The 14,349-nt window shown below is 46.6% G+C and carries 15 protein-coding genes and 1 other annotated feature; of the genes, 1 reads left to right on the top strand and 14 read right to left on the bottom strand.

The window, feature by feature from the left end:
* Nucleotides 1-14: 14 nt before the first annotated feature.
* Both argS and LCF57_RS03115 read right to left on the bottom strand, forming a co-directional pair.
* Nucleotides 15-1,742: an arginine--tRNA ligase gene (gene argS / locus LCF57_RS03120; RefSeq protein ID WP_225999392.1), complete on the bottom strand. Its 1,728-nt coding sequence runs from the start codon at nucleotides 1,740-1,742 to the stop codon at nucleotides 15-17.
* A gap of 83 nt (nucleotides 1,743-1,825) precedes the next feature.
* Nucleotides 1,826-2,100 (bottom strand) — a binding site (T-box leader).
* 73 nt (nucleotides 2,101-2,173) lie between these two features.
* Nucleotides 2,174-2,503 carry a four-helix bundle copper-binding protein gene (locus LCF57_RS03115; RefSeq protein ID WP_225999391.1) on the bottom strand — a complete coding sequence of 110 codons (330 nt, stop codon included), beginning with the start codon at nucleotides 2,501-2,503 and terminating at the stop codon, nucleotides 2,174-2,176.
* Between the two features lie 274 nt (nucleotides 2,504-2,777).
* Here LCF57_RS03115 and LCF57_RS03110 point away from each other — a divergent pair, with 274 nt between their 5' ends.
* Nucleotides 2,778-3,293 (top strand): molybdenum cofactor biosynthesis protein B, encoded by a 516-nt coding sequence (locus LCF57_RS03110; RefSeq protein WP_225999390.1) that lies wholly within the window; start codon nucleotides 2,778-2,780, stop codon nucleotides 3,291-3,293.
* Between the two features lie 75 nt (nucleotides 3,294-3,368).
* On the opposite strand, the gene LCF57_RS03105 is transcribed toward LCF57_RS03110, so the two are convergent.
* From LCF57_RS03105 to rny, 12 genes are all read right to left on the bottom strand, one after another.
* Entirely contained in the window at nucleotides 3,369-4,832 is a 1,464-nt protein-coding gene (locus tag LCF57_RS03105; RefSeq protein ID WP_225999389.1) for a nicotinate phosphoribosyltransferase, read from the bottom strand.
* A gap of 5 nt (nucleotides 4,833-4,837) precedes the next feature.
* The gene (locus LCF57_RS27490) at nucleotides 4,838-4,960 is read right to left on the bottom strand and encodes a hypothetical protein (RefSeq protein ID WP_264083447.1); all 123 of its coding nucleotides are present in this window, start codon (nucleotides 4,958-4,960) and stop codon (nucleotides 4,838-4,840) included.
* On the bottom strand, nucleotides 4,957-5,523 hold the full coding sequence (locus LCF57_RS03100; protein ID WP_225999388.1) for a cysteine hydrolase family protein: 567 nt from the start codon (nucleotides 5,521-5,523) through the stop codon (nucleotides 4,957-4,959). Before LCF57_RS03100 ends, LCF57_RS27490 begins: the two co-directional genes overlap by 4 nt.
* A gap of 68 nt (nucleotides 5,524-5,591) precedes the next feature.
* The gene (locus LCF57_RS03095) at nucleotides 5,592-6,380 is read right to left on the bottom strand and encodes an NUDIX domain-containing protein (RefSeq protein WP_225999387.1); all 789 of its coding nucleotides are present in this window, start codon (nucleotides 6,378-6,380) and stop codon (nucleotides 5,592-5,594) included.
* Nucleotides 6,381-6,445: 65 nt separating this feature from the next.
* Nucleotides 6,446-6,868 (bottom strand): PaaI family thioesterase, encoded by a 423-nt coding sequence (locus LCF57_RS03090; protein WP_225999386.1) that lies wholly within the window; start codon nucleotides 6,866-6,868, stop codon nucleotides 6,446-6,448.
* 135 nt (nucleotides 6,869-7,003) lie between these two features.
* Nucleotides 7,004-7,456: a RicAFT regulatory complex protein RicA family protein gene (locus LCF57_RS03085; RefSeq protein ID WP_225999385.1), complete on the bottom strand. Its 453-nt coding sequence runs from the start codon at nucleotides 7,454-7,456 to the stop codon at nucleotides 7,004-7,006.
* 78 nt (nucleotides 7,457-7,534) lie between these two features.
* Nucleotides 7,535-9,088: a tRNA (N6-isopentenyl adenosine(37)-C2)-methylthiotransferase MiaB gene (gene miaB, locus LCF57_RS03080; RefSeq protein ID WP_225999384.1), complete on the bottom strand. Its 1,554-nt coding sequence runs from the start codon at nucleotides 9,086-9,088 to the stop codon at nucleotides 7,535-7,537.
* A gap of 308 nt (nucleotides 9,089-9,396) precedes the next feature.
* The gene (gene pduL, locus LCF57_RS03075; RefSeq protein ID WP_225999383.1) at nucleotides 9,397-9,969 is read right to left on the bottom strand and encodes a phosphate propanoyltransferase; all 573 of its coding nucleotides are present in this window, start codon (nucleotides 9,967-9,969) and stop codon (nucleotides 9,397-9,399) included.
* A 201-nt stretch (nucleotides 9,970-10,170) separates the two neighbouring features.
* Nucleotides 10,171-11,187, bottom strand: a complete 1,017-nt coding sequence (locus LCF57_RS03070; protein WP_225999382.1) for a dipeptidase — start codon at nucleotides 11,185-11,187, stop codon at nucleotides 10,171-10,173.
* 122 nt (nucleotides 11,188-11,309) lie between these two features.
* Nucleotides 11,310-11,570 (bottom strand): stage V sporulation protein S, encoded by a 261-nt coding sequence (locus LCF57_RS03065; RefSeq protein WP_007430104.1) that lies wholly within the window; start codon nucleotides 11,568-11,570, stop codon nucleotides 11,310-11,312.
* Between the two features lie 129 nt (nucleotides 11,571-11,699).
* Nucleotides 11,700-12,494, bottom strand: coding sequence for a TIGR00282 family metallophosphoesterase (locus LCF57_RS03060; RefSeq protein ID WP_225999557.1), 795 nt, complete (start codon nucleotides 12,492-12,494; stop codon nucleotides 11,700-11,702).
* A 76-nt stretch (nucleotides 12,495-12,570) separates the two neighbouring features.
* Nucleotides 12,571-14,115 carry a ribonuclease Y gene (rny, locus tag LCF57_RS03055; protein ID WP_013309958.1) on the bottom strand — a complete coding sequence of 515 codons (1,545 nt, stop codon included), beginning with the start codon at nucleotides 14,113-14,115 and terminating at the stop codon, nucleotides 12,571-12,573.
* Nucleotides 14,116-14,349: the final 234 nt, after the last annotated feature.

The raw sequence follows: 14,349 nt of genomic DNA, 5'->3' as shown, positions 1-14,349 counted from the left end.
TTTATTCGCTTTGTTTACATCCGATTAGGTGCTTTCAGCCCAAGGAGCTGCAGCGTTCTTGCCAGAATATCCGCGGTTTGTTCCGCCAGCTGAATACGCCACTGTCCACCATCAACAATCCGCTCCTTGGCGTAAAAACGGTTGAATGCCTGGGCCGTATCCAACGCAAATCTCGCCATAACCGATGGCTCCAGCTGCCGAACCGCACGTATCAGTTGCCCTTGATAGTGATCCAGCTGCTTAAGCAGCGCCCAGCCTGCATCACCGAGCATTTCACTTGATACGTCGTCAGTCAAGTCAGACGAATGCCTCTCCTGCATAGGTGCGATGTCACTAAAATTTGAATGAGCACCAGTACGAGCATGGGCTTTTTCCAGAAGACTGCGTAGGCGCGCATGAGTGTATTGCACATAAGGCCCCGTCTCGCCCTCAAAGGTCAACGCTTCCTCCAATGAAAAATCCACTTCATTGAGACGGTTGTTTTTTAAATCACCGAAAATAATCGCTCCGATACCAACGTCCTCAGCTATTTCCTGTTGATCCTGTAGATCGGGATTCTTCTGAGTAATGATGGCTTGAGCACGCGCTACAGCTTCATCCAGCACCTCCTCCAGCTTCACAACCTTGCCTCGTCTTGTAGACATTTTCTTTCCTGCAAACCGCATCAATCCAAACGGCACATGCTCACATTGCTCCGCCCATGCCTCGCCTGCACGCTTCAGTACTGCAAATACCTGCTGGAAATGCAACCTCTGCTCCCCGCCAACGACGTAAAGCAACCGATCTGCCTTCATCACCTCACGACGATAGATCGCTGTTGCCAGATCACGTGTCGGATAAATGGTGGTCCCATCCTTTTTCAAAATAAGACACGGTGGCAGCTCCTCTTTTTCCAGACGAACCACGAGTGCCCCGTCGCTTTCCTCCAGCAATTCTTTCGCTCTTAATTGGGCAACAACTGCCTGCATCTTATCATTGTAAAAGCTTTCCCCTAGCACGTGGTCGAATGTAATGTTCAAACGCTGGTACATACGATCAAATTCACTCAGACTGACCTTAACGAAAAACTCCCATAGTCGCTGAGCCTCGGCATCCCCATACTCCAAACGCCGGAACCACTCGCGCCCTTCATCCTCCAAAGACGGGTCATGCTCGGCCTCCTGATGAAAACGCACATATAGCTTAAGTGACTCTCCAATCGGATCCTGTTGTAGCTGCTCCTCATTTCCCCATCTTTTATAGGCCGCAATTTGCTTGCCAAATTGTGTTCCCCAATCCCCCAGATGATTTACGCTTATAGGAACATGTCCTGTTTCCCCCAGAATGCGATACAGGGCTGCACCGATGACAGTAGAGCGAAGATGGCCGATACCAAACGGTTTGGCGATGTTAGGTGAGGACATATCAATCACAACCCGCTGCCCATGTCCGATATCTGGCTTGAGGAAATCGGGCTTGCTCAATTCAGCCAGCATATGCGGAATATGAACAGATCGATTCAAAGTTATATTAACATAGGCACCAGCAGCCGAAGCACTTAAGCCTTCCTCATGACTTATTGCCTCCGCCAATTCAAGCGCAATTTGCTGTGGAGACTTGCGAAGCTTTTTAGCGAGCACAAAACACGGAAACGCCAAATCTCCCCATTCCGGCTGCGGGGGTATCTCCAATAAAGATAATACTTCCTTCTCTTCCAGGCCCGTATGGGCCAATAAAACCTTAGCAGCAGTCAACAACAACATGTCTTCTCTCTCCTTCTCGATTAAGATCTCCGGATTTTGCAAAATCCTTGTCTAATAAAAAAGCTCCCGCCTCTTGAACTAATTCAAGAGACGAGAACTTCAATATCCCCGCGGTACCACTCTTCGTAAATCAGGTTGCGCAGCTAAAACTAGCTACACAAATCGCCGATTTCACTCCAATGACGAATAACGGTGTCTGCCGGGCTGATCTACTAAAGGAATTTCGCTAAAAGGAACTCCGCGTTGGACCAGCCGTCTCCCGGGTGCGCTTCACATCAAACCTCATACCGGCTTCCACCTTTTCCGGCTCGCTGTAATGATCGGCTTCCAATGCTACTCTCCCATTCCACGACGTTAATTCCCATCATTATACAAACCTATTCAGTAGAAAGCAACTTTTTCTTCTTCAGGCACTAGTTCCTCATATGTAATTACACAGCCACCAATTGGCGGCAGGCCTGAACGCAACGGTGGCAGGCTTCTGCGCATTGTTTGCAGTGATCATGTCCATGCTTGCTGCATTCGGCAGCGCATACTTCACAAGCTTTAGCGCACAGCTCACAGATTTGCTCGGCAAAATCGGTTCCTCGTTCCAGCATTTGAGCAGCAAACCCGCATATCTCTGCACATTCCCTACTCACTCGAATACATTCACGCAGCATGGCCAGATCATATTCCTTCAAACTCGCCACGTAGCAGACATTGCAAGCGTTCATACATTCTAGGCAAGCATCTACACATTGTTGGTATGAATGATTCATATTACATTACCTCCCAGTTGTTGATCCTGCTGACTATTACCCGCTAATCATTGAGATTAATCATTTGATGTTCACGCTTCCAACAAAACAAAACCAGAAAATCCCGACTTATGTAAGGAAGTGTACTATATTCCAATGTATGAAAGCAAGGATATTCATCACAATGCTTTGTATTCTTCGCTCCCGACTTGCATACGGACAACCATTCCTCTATTGTAAAAAAAGAGTGTAAAAAACAGTATGCTTAAGCACTGATCAAGGAGTGAACATTGTAATGAATATGACTTCTGTAGAGGAACACCGACGGGAATCTCCGCAGCGGGTTAGCTGCATGGTCGTAACCGTCTCTGACACACGCACCGTGGAAACGGATACCGGGGGACGACTGCTCATGGATTTGCTGGAAACCAGCGGCTACGAGGTCGCTCGTTATGTCATCGTCAAGGACGACTATGAAGGTATTCGGCAATTGGTATCCGAAGCTGCGACACAGGATGGCATCGAAGCTATACTTTTGACAGGCGGCACCGGTATTTCCCCACGGGATACCACATATGAAGCGGTCTCCTCCCTGCTGGATAAGGAACTACCTGGATTTGGAGAAATCTTTCGATATCTAAGCTTTGCTGAGGATATTGGTTCAGCCGCTATATTAAGCCGTGCTGTAGCCGGTATTATAGGGCAGACAGCTGTATTTTCCATGCCTGGTTCAAGAGGGGCTGTACGTTTGGCGATGGAACGCATTATTGTACCTGAGCTGAGACATGTCATGAGAGAAATTTATAAGTAAGCTCTCTTTTTCCATACTCGCCATTCGCCACATAGAAAAAAGGCACCCCATACATTCATGAGGTGCCTCTTCGTGCTATTCCTTTTCTTCTACTTCAGGCTGCATATAGCTGTCGATCAGCTTTTGCTTCAGCCCCCACACCTTTTCGCTGAGATTAACACGATAAATTTCAGGGTTCAGCTTCCGCAAATATTCTGGCCAAAACAGCTTCAACTGTGAAACATGGTAAGCTCTAATTTCATCCAGCTCGGGAAGCGTATATACCTTCTGCCCGTTTACGAAAATGGGCTCAAGCATCGGTACAGCTTCGTAATTTTCTACATATTTTTTCATATATGGATGCAAGGGATTAAACAGTTTCAGTCGTTTTCCATTACGCGGACGCTCTTCATCCGGAAAAGAAATATAATCTGCAACGGCTCTTCCCTTCTTTTTATCCACGATGCGGTATACATCCTTTTTGCCCGGTGTGGATACTTTTTCCGGATTACCCGAAATCTTAATCGTCGGCAACATTTCACCGTCCACTTCCCGCTCAACCAGCTTGTACACTCCGCCAAGTGAAGGTTGATCCGAAGCTGTAATAAGCTGTGTCCCCACACCCCATACATCAATACGCGCCCCTTGGGCTTTCAAATTAAAAATCGTATTTTCATCCAAATCATTGGAAGCTACAATTTTTACGTAATCCAAGCCTTCAGCATCAAGCATTTCCCGCGCCTGTATGGAAAGATAAGCTAAATCACCGCTATCCAGACGAATTGAATTCATACGCTTGCCCTGGCTCTCCAGCATCTTCGCTGTACGAATCGCATGAGGAACGCCGCTTTCCAGCGTGTCAAAGGTGTCTACCAGCAGCGTGACCTGATCTGGTAAAACCTTGGCGTACACGTCAAAAGCCTCCTGCTCCGACATAAACGTTTGCACCCAGGAATGAGCATGTGTTCCCTTCGTCGGAATCCCAAAGTGCTCACCTGCCAGCATATTGGACGTCGCATCAAAGCCTGCTACATAAGCTGCACGTGCGCCCCAAATCGCCGCATCTGCTTCTTGTGCACGCCGTGTGCCAAATTCAAGCAGCGTGTCATCATTTGCCACCTGTTTAATGCGTGACGCCTTTGTAGCGATCAGTGTCTGATAATTCATAAAATTCAGTATCGCCGTCTCTACCAGCTGCGTTTCCATAATCGTTCCTTCGACGCGTATCAGAGGCTCGTTCGGAAAAACAAGCGCTCCTTCCTTCATCGAATGAACTGTCCCGCCAAATCTAAAATGCCGCAAAGCCTCCAGAAACATAGGATCATACTTCTCCTCCTGTTCTGACAGGTAGCGAATATCCTCTTCTGTAAAACGCAAATTTGAGATGTAATTCACAATGCGCTCCAGACCAGCGAACACCGCATAACCGTTGCCAAAGGGCAGCTTACGGAAATACGCCTCGAACACAGCTTTACGCTGGTGACTTCCGTTCACCCAGTGGGCGTACATCATATTAATCTGATATTTATCTGTATGTAATGCGAGGCTCGTTGACTGCATCGTATTCATCCTCTCTGACTGTCCCCGGTTTTGCGATTGCGACGGCGTACCGCCTCATCTGTCCAGCCCACCAATATCCGGCTCCATTTTGTTATCGGATATTGGTGCACAATCGTTAAGTTATTCACTTCTTCTGTAGTAAAATCGTATCCTCAGCCGACCATACGGCAGCTCCCAAACTTCCCTCAAAATGACCCAAAGCCCAATCATGTCCTGCCTGATTAAAGCTCGCCACAGCATCCTTGTATACGGTAATAGCAAATCCTTTGTTATAAGCGTCTACAGCCGTATGGAGTACACATATATCTGTACATACACCAATCAGATGAACTTCCAAAATGCCTCGTTCGCGCAACCTGAGCTCCAGATCGGTCCCAGCGAACGCACTATACCGTGTTTTATCCAACCAATAGATGGAATCACTTTGTTGCTCATAGAGGGTTTGGAGCTTGCCATATAAATGTCGTCCCTCCGTTCCACGTATATTATGTGGGGGAAACAGCTTACTCTCCGGATGATAAGGGTCGCTTTCCTCATGCAAATCCACAGCCATGACAACAAAGTCCCCCTGATCCACATACGCCTGTGTGATTGCTGCAATCCGATCATCCAAATCAATCGCCGGTTGACCTACAGGCAAGCTACCATCTACAAAATCCTTCGTGTAATCAATAACAATGAGTGCCTTCATCGTACAGTTAGCTCCTTCATCCACAAAGTTGGGGATTGTGCGTTCTTCGTATGACCTATCCCATCACATTATGTGTAGATAGACAACCGCGGTACTCTGTCACTAAAACGGTACAGCTGAGCCGGTCTTTGTGAATACTGATTGGAGCTGAGCGGTTTACCGGCCTCATCCCTTACTTCTTCCAGTATTCCCTGTCTGCTGCGGGTCGATGTTATTTTACGGATAAAATTCGGCTCTTCAAAATCCGGTACGACACTCTGAATCACCTGGTACAGCTCGCCCAGTGTAAAATGCGGCGGTAAAAATTGCTTGGCTATCGTCGTCTGCAACATCTGCAACTGAATTTTCCGATAAGCATCGACTATGATGTCCCGGTGATCGAACGCCAGCTCCAATTCCTCCAGTGCCTCACGGATCGTGAACAATCCTACTTCGGAAGCATCATCCGCTGCCTGCCGCTGCTCCAGCATCCATTCCTCTACCAATGCAAAAAATGCATGCGATATAATCCAGCCACGCGGATCACGCCCTGGTCCGCTGTATACACCTAAATACTCCAGATGTCCGCCGTCCACACCGGTCTCCTCTAATAGTTCTCGCTTGGCCGCTCCATACATAGACTCATCTTCCTGACAAAATCCTCCGGGCAAGGCCCAGCGTCCCTCAAACGGCCATCTGCGGCGCTTGATAAGCATTACCTTAAGCTCCCGGATCGGCAATGTCTTCGTCACCGTCTTGCGTTCCCGCTTCGTTAAGGTAAACATAACGATATCTGCCGGAGCACCATCCGGGGTGCGGTATTTCTTAATGTTGTAAGACGCCTTCTGCGCCTCTTCGTTTGTACGATTGTTATCCATTCGCATCACCATATTATATCGTTTTGATAAATTCATTATGACATAATAAAAAGTTTTGTCAAGCGTTAGGCCTTGTCTGATTCACTGGGCTGTTTATGCAACACTCGAAAGGTTGCCGTAGATATGCAACCAAGTGTCCCTTCACTATTCCTTACTTCTGCTTCCGTAGTGATGGTGCGACCTGCCTGATGAAGAATCCGGGCTTTCACTTGCAATGCCCCTTGCCTCATTGCTGACAAAAAATGAACATTCAGGTTCGTCGTTACACATGACTGCATTTGACGCGACCCCATGGCGACCATTCCCATTGCCTGGTCCATTAACGAAGTCAGCACACCCCCATGGACAATCCCCATTACATTCGTATGCTGCGGGCCAGCCTGCAAAGCGATGTGTACCTCGTTCTCATCCGCACCGACCAGCTCACATCCCAAGTAACTCCAGAATGTATTCTCTTCCCCCTCTATCATCTTACGCAGCTTATCCATTCCCTTGTTTTCATCCCTTCTTCGATGTCACTCATTCTTGATGTCCGGCACCGTATACATAGTTCAGCATGCACGACTCGGATTGCCTTCGAAAAAAAGGCGTGGAAGCTAAGCCTCCACACCTTACACCTCATTTTAGTCACTACAATTAGAGGCAGAAGTACTTTTTCCCTCTTCTACATTTACCTTTTCTGCAACCGTATCACGGATAGCCATGATCACCATTTGCAGCAACTCATTAATTTCCACCTGACTTTGCTGGAACTCCGTTACAATCGGAATACCGTCAAGCTCTTCCTGCAGCTCCTGAAGCTCAGCCTCTATTTTGGCAATCATTTTTTGATTCTTCAGGGATTCAAATGCTACAATTTCCTTTTGCTTCTTCTTCATTGTTGCAATCAGTTGCTGGATGCGCCCATGATCCCGAATCTTCTCTTCAGCTTTCCGAAATATCTGCACTTCCTCACTGTTGCCCAAAATACCAGCTAACTCTTTGGCTTTTGCCAATATCATATCGCGATTGACCAAATGATCATGCTGGTGCGCCGCCGATTGAAGTTCTGTCTGTTGCAACCGCTCCTCTGTCACTGTCCATCGCTCCTTTTCTCACTTAGGCGATCTTGCATAAAATCGTCATCCCCATGCAATCCGCTAGAATTTCTTTTTTTATCCGTTAACCGCCACTGCGGTTTGAACCAGATCACCCTTGATATAAAAGGTCATAGGCTCTGTAATTTTCACTTGAACAAAAGTACCGATCAGATCCTTGGAACCTTCAAAATGCACGAGCTTATTAGATCGGGTCCGTCCGGCGAGCACCTCGCTGTTATTTTTGCTCTCGCCTTCTACCAGTACCTCAACCACCTCGCCCCGCAGTCTACTGTTAAAGCGGAGACTGTTTTCATTCACAACCCTGTTAAGTCGCTGAAGACGCTCTTTTTTGACCTCCATAGGTACATTGTCTTCCATCGAAGCAGCTGGCGTACCTTCACGTGGTGAATAGATGAATGTATAGGCGAAGTCGTAGCCAACCTCTCGCACAAGCGATAGTGTATCTTCAAACTGTTCGTCCGTTTCACCCGGGAATCCTACAATAATATCCGTTGTTAGAGAAACATGTGGAACAGCCGCTTTGATCTTCGCTGCCAGCTCCAAAACACGCTCACGAGTATATTTTCGGTTCATTTTCTTCAATATATCCGTATTACCGGATTGTACAGGCAGATGAATATGCTCCACCAAATTGCCGCCCTTACCGAGCACTTCAACCAAATGGTCATCAAAATCACGTGGGTGTGATGTGGTAAAACGTACACGCGGGATATTGATCTTGCGCATATCATCCATCAGATCCCCGAATCTGTAATTCATATCCTTCAAATCCTTGCCATAGGCATTGACATTCTGACCCAGCAAGGTAATCTCTTTAAAGCCCTGACGCGCCAAATCCCGTACCTCTGCGATAACATCCTCTGGTCGGCGGCTTCTTTCCTTACCACGTGTGAAGGGAACGATGCAATAGGTGCAAAATTTATCACACCCGTACATGATGTTTACCCAAGCCCGCATTCCCTCACGCTTCTTCGGCAGGTTTTCGATAATGTCGCCTTCCTTGGACCACACTTCAACCACCATTTCTTTGCTGAACAGTGCTTCCTTGACGAGTTGAGGCAAACGATGAATGTTATGGGTACCAAAAATCATATCGACAAAACCATGTTTCTGCATAATCCGGTTAACGACATTCTCTTCCTGCGACATGCAGCCACACACGCCGAGCAGCAGCCCTGGCTTTTCTGTTTTGAGATGCTTGAGGTGACCCAGCTCGCCAAACACTTTATCCTCCGCATTTTCACGGATGGCGCAAGTATTCAATAAAATGATATCTGCTTCCTTCCGATCCTCGGTTGCCTGGTAACCCATTTGCTCCAGCAAGCCTTTTATGGTTTCGGAATCATGCTCGTTCATCTGGCAACCAAATGTATATACGATATAATGCTTTCCCTCACCGATATGCTTCAGCTCATCTGGAACTGCGTTATCATATAATACTTGTACGTCCTCTTTACCGCGCTGCTTTTCTTTTCTATGGTTCGGCTCCGCCATAATGTTGATTTCACGTCCGCGAATACGGATCTTTTTGCTATGCTCATCTTCAGAAATAATCTTCGCATCCGAGAAATCAAAATATTTGGAGTAATCTTTTGTTTCCTTAGCCATTCCTGGTCACTCCTTACACCATCTATTTCACGCCATTCGCGCTTTTGCTGAATCCTTATACATGTACATATCCTTTTAAGCTCATTAAAATCCTTTGAAAAAGGCATTACACTAAATTATAGCATGATTTATACCCCATAGCCATAGATCAGGCCACAGACATCAATTGGCTGCAATGTGAGCGAGTGATCTTTATATGTATATGTGGAGATTTGTGAATTTTCTATCTATTTCTTATCTATGTAAAAAAGCCCGATTCCTTTGCAAGAATCGAGCTCCAAAAAGCCTTCCGGCATTCAATACGTATATTAGTCTACGATTTCAGCGCTGTCGCCGTTTTTCACACCGGCTCCGTTCGCTTCATCCGTATCAATGTGCATATCCAAAGCAAAGGAGTCAGATACACGTGCAATAACATTTTCAAACACAAGACCACGTTCGCCGCCGACACGTACTTTCAGCAACTGCTTGTCTTTAATGTCCCATTTAGCTGCATCAGATGTATGGAAGTGAATATGGCGAGCTGCTACAATAACACCTTCTTGCAGTTCCACTTCTCCGGCTGGTCCTTTTACCGTAATTCCTGGTGTACCCTCAATGTTGCCAGATTCGCGTACAGGTGCTTTTACACCAATAGCAAAGGAATCTGTACGAGAGATTTCGAGCTGGGAAGCTGGACGAGCAGGTCCCAAAATGCGAACCTTATCAAATTGGCCCTTAGAACCAATTACAGCTACCGTTTCATTTGCGGCAAATTGTCCTGGTTGGGACAAAGGTTTAAATTCAGTCAGTTGATAGCCTGCTCCAAACAAAATTTCAATATGCTCTTGGGTCAGGTGAATATGACGGGCGGAAACGCCGACAGGTACGATTTTACTCATCGTGTGGTCACTCCTTTTTCTCTATACAATACTTAACACATCTATGCTATTATACTCCTATTTCGTCAAGAAAGAAAAGGAAAGCACACAAAGTTCCCTTTTTCGCCCTAATCAGTCTTGAGTTTCGTTCATTTACCTGCTTCCTATCCGATAACCGGACCTAGGAGTTTTTTTGTGTATATATTTATACAATATAAATATTCAAGAAGACGGTTTAGAGGGCAGATTGGTTTGCAAATAATGGAGCGCATGTCCTCCCAACCAGCCTTTGACCAGTTCCTCAGGATAATGCTTTAATAGCAATTCTGCGAACTCGGGATATTTCCCTGGATGCTCCAATCCCTGTACATAACGTTCGATACCGTCAAAATCAGAGCCGAACATCATATGCCCTGCACCGCCTAAAGCACAAATATGCTCAATATGAGGTAACAGATCCTCAGCGGTCACAGTACCCTGCTCCTGGATAAACATCGTTACGAAAGTCAAACCGATTCGTCCGTTACATGCGATCAATGCCCGAATCTGATCATCCCGCAGATTGCGTGGATGAGAGCAAACGCCAAAAGCGTTCGAATGCGAGGCAATTGGCGGCAAAGTTGCCTCCTCTAATACCTCCCAGAATCCTTGTACGGACAAATGCGATACATCTAGCAATAGCCCCAGCTCATTGCAGCGCTTGACCAGCTCACGCCCTTTACGTGTCAGGCCTCCCCCTCTTGGTTCCATAATGCCGTCAGCCGCCCAGTTTGCATAATTCCACGTCAGCCCAATGAACCGTATCCCCATGGCATAGCACAGTTCCGCATAAAACGGATTCCCTTCCAGCGCGTCTGTTCCCTCCAATGAGAGTAAAGCCCAAGCTGAGTGGGCTTGATCTGACTCATTACCGTCCAAATACGTCAGCTTTTTTGTCAGTTCGTCTTGTTCTTGCAAGTCTTCCCGCCAAAGCAAGGCTCTAAGTCCACCAGAGGAAGATACGACATGCTGCCTGAACAGCTCAATTTGACGAACTACATGCTCTATTCTTGGCATGCCCAATACCTGGGATATATATATGGCGAACGTTTGCAATCGCACATTACCTTCCAGCAAGCGCTCTTTTGTGACATCCAGTGATGAATGACTGAAATCTACTCGTGGATTGAGCTGCATTTTACACAGTACATCACAATGAAAGTCAACAACTGGCCGTTTGGTATTTGACTTACCGTTCATGCACTTTTCCCCCCATTCATAGCTAAGCACGAAATGTATTTTAAAAAAATCATATCGCAACAAGCCACAAAGCAAAAAAGCCCGTTTACGAAGCGTAAACAGGCTCAGGCAACGTTCATTTATTATCTTGGCTCTACAATCAATTTAATTGCGGTCCGATCTTCTCCGTCTATAACAATGTCTGTAAAAGCAGGAATACAAATCAAATCCACTCCGCTTGGTGCGACAAATCCCCGGGCAATGGCTACCGCTTTAATGGCTTGGTTTAGTGCACCGGCTCCAATCGCCTGCAATTCTGCATTTCCGCGTTCACGCAGTACTCCTGCAAGCGCGCCTGCAACTGAATTGGGATTGGATTTTGCTGATACTTTTAATACATCCATAGTAAGTACCTCCCCTGGGAATGATGATGGTTTGATTCCACTATTAGATGTTATTCGAGGGTCAGCAAAAAATTCCTGCTTTTTGGTGACAGTTTTCCATATTGTTTCCTTAAGGAGCTTGTAAAAAGGTTAATCCATCCGCCATTCATCTTCTTTAAGTCTAATTTTCTGAATCTTGCGGGCTTTTCCATTGTTATCATCCAACTCCACGCTGATGGCATGGAAGTGCCATTTGCCCATGTCCACTTGAAAACGTACCGGAAGCTGTGTCTGGAATTTCTGTAGCACAGCTTCTTTTTGCATACCAAGCACTCCCTCATAGGGACCTACCATTCCCGCATCTGTCTGATACGCAGTTCCTTGCGGCAAAATGGTATCATCATTACTCTGTACATGTGTGTGTGTACCGACCACAATGGAAGCACGTCCATCCAGATGCCAGCCCATGGCGATCTTTTCCGAGGTTGCTTCGGCATGAAAATCGACCAGAATATGCTTGTGCTTTTTGCGCAGTTCATCTACAATTTCATCTGCTGCGCGAAACGGACAATCAATAGCTGGCAAAAAGGTTCTACCCTGCAAATTAACGATTGCCAGTTCTTTACCTCCACCCTTTACAACGGTATACCCCCGTCCCGGTGTTCCTGGTGGAAAGTTAGCCGGGCGTATAATGCGCGGCTCATCATCTATAAAATCAAATATTTCCTTATTGTCCCAAGTATGATTCCCCATCGTAATCCCATGAACGCCCCAATCAAAAAACTCTCTGGCGATGGCTGGAGTAATCCCTCTTCCCGAAGCCGCATTTTCTCCATTGACAATAATAATATGCGGGTTATATTTTGACTTTAACGAAGGAAGATTTTCCCTCAGTGCCTTTCTGCCTACACTGCCGACGATGTCTCCAATAAATAATACGTTGATAGAAAGCCCTCCCTAGTCTGCCTTACATAATGAAAAGTGGCCCTACAAGCAGCGGCCACTTTTCATTGAAATGCTTTTATTTTGCGTATTCTACCGCACGGGTCTCGCGAATGACGGTAACCTTGATATGACCAGGATAATCCAGTTCATTTTCAATCGTTTTCGTTATATCGCGGGCCAGTCGGAATGCTTCCGCATCATCAATTTTCTCTGGCTGTACCATGACACGAACTTCGCGTCCGGCTTGAATCGCGTATGATTTTTCAACGCCTTCAAAAGACTCGGAGATACGTTCCAGCTTCTCAAGACGACGGATGTACGTCTCTAGCGTTTCACGCCGCGCTCCCGGTCTTGCAGCTGACAATGCATCTGCTGCCCCGACCAGCATGGCGATCACTGAAGTCGCTTCGCAGTCGCCGTGATGTGAAGCAATGCTGTTGATGACGACCGGGTGTTCCTTGTACTTCTTCGCTAGTTCCACGCCAATTTCAACGTGTGATCCTTCCACTTCGTGATCCAGCGCCTTCCCGATGTCATGCAGTAATCCTGCCCGTCTTGCCAGTACAACGTCCTCGCCCAGTTCTCCGGCCATCAGACCTGTCAAGTATGCAACTTCCATCGAGTGCTTCAATACGTTCTGTCCGTAGCTCGTACGGAACTTGAGACGCCCCAAAATTTTGATTAAATCCGGATGCAGGCTATGCACGCCTACCTCGAAGGTGGCCTGTTCGCCATACTCGCGGATTCGTTCGTCCACTTCTTTACGGGATTTTTCAACCATCTCTTCAATACGTGCCGGATGTATCCGTCCGTCCGCTACGAGCTTCTCAAGCGCAGTACGCGCAATCTCTCTACGAATCGGATCAAATCCGGACAAAATAACAGCTTCCGGCGTATCATCAATAATGAGGTCAATCCCCGTAAGGGTTTCAAGTGCACGGATATTACGGCCTTCACGCCCGATAATCCGTCCTTTCATTTCTTCGTTTGGCAACGTGACAACAGAAACCGTCGTTTCTGCTACATGGTCTGCCGCACAGCGTTGGATGGCCAGTGTGATGATCTCACGAGACTTTTTGTCCGCCTCTTCTTTGGCCTGCTGTTCAATTTCCTTAATCATCTGAGCTGTTTCATGACGAACTTCCTGCTCTACATTGGTCAGAATAATACTTCTTGCATCCTCCATCGTCAGATTGGAAATACGCTCCAGCTCAGTTACCTGACTCTTGTAAATCAAATCAATTTGCTGCTGGGTTTCATCGATTCGTTTCTCTTTGTTGGCCACTTGTTCTTCTTTGCGTTCCAGCGATTCCAATTTTTTATCCAGCGATTCTTCTTTTTGCAGCAATCTTCGTTCCTGTCGTTGAATTTCATTGCGACGTTCACGAGTTTCTTTTTCAGCTTCGGCACGGATGCGGTGGATTTCATCTTTCGCTTCCAATACCGTTTCTTTCTTCAGTGCTTCCGCCTCTTTTTTCGCGTTCTCCACGATTTGCGCGGCAGCTTCTTCCGCACTGGAGATTTTAGCTTCTGCAATAGATTTGCGAATAAAATAACCAATCCCGAACCCAAAGAATAACGCGGCTACAGCAACGAGAACGAACCAGATCGCAGTCATCATACTGTTCACCTCCCCGTTGGTTCCTCCAAGGCATTCCTTGGGACTTTTTGCAATTGTCACATTTACTTTAATCGTCAAACTAAGATAACGACACAAGGTCGTTTCATTTCATATGCACATGCTTTCACATGTACAATTCCGCCTGGCATAGCGGCATCACTTGTTATTTGGCGATGAGAACTTACCGTGGATTCCGCTTTTTTGGAAGGAAAAAGGGCATTCCACAAGTATCGT

Origin of the sequence: Paenibacillus sp. BJ-4, assembly GCF_020404765.1 — a bacterium.
Taxonomy (GTDB): domain Bacteria; phylum Bacillota; class Bacilli; order Paenibacillales; family Paenibacillaceae; genus Paenibacillus.
The sequence above is the reverse complement of the archived record's forward strand: the minus strand, read 5'-3'. Positions and strand labels throughout refer to the sequence as shown.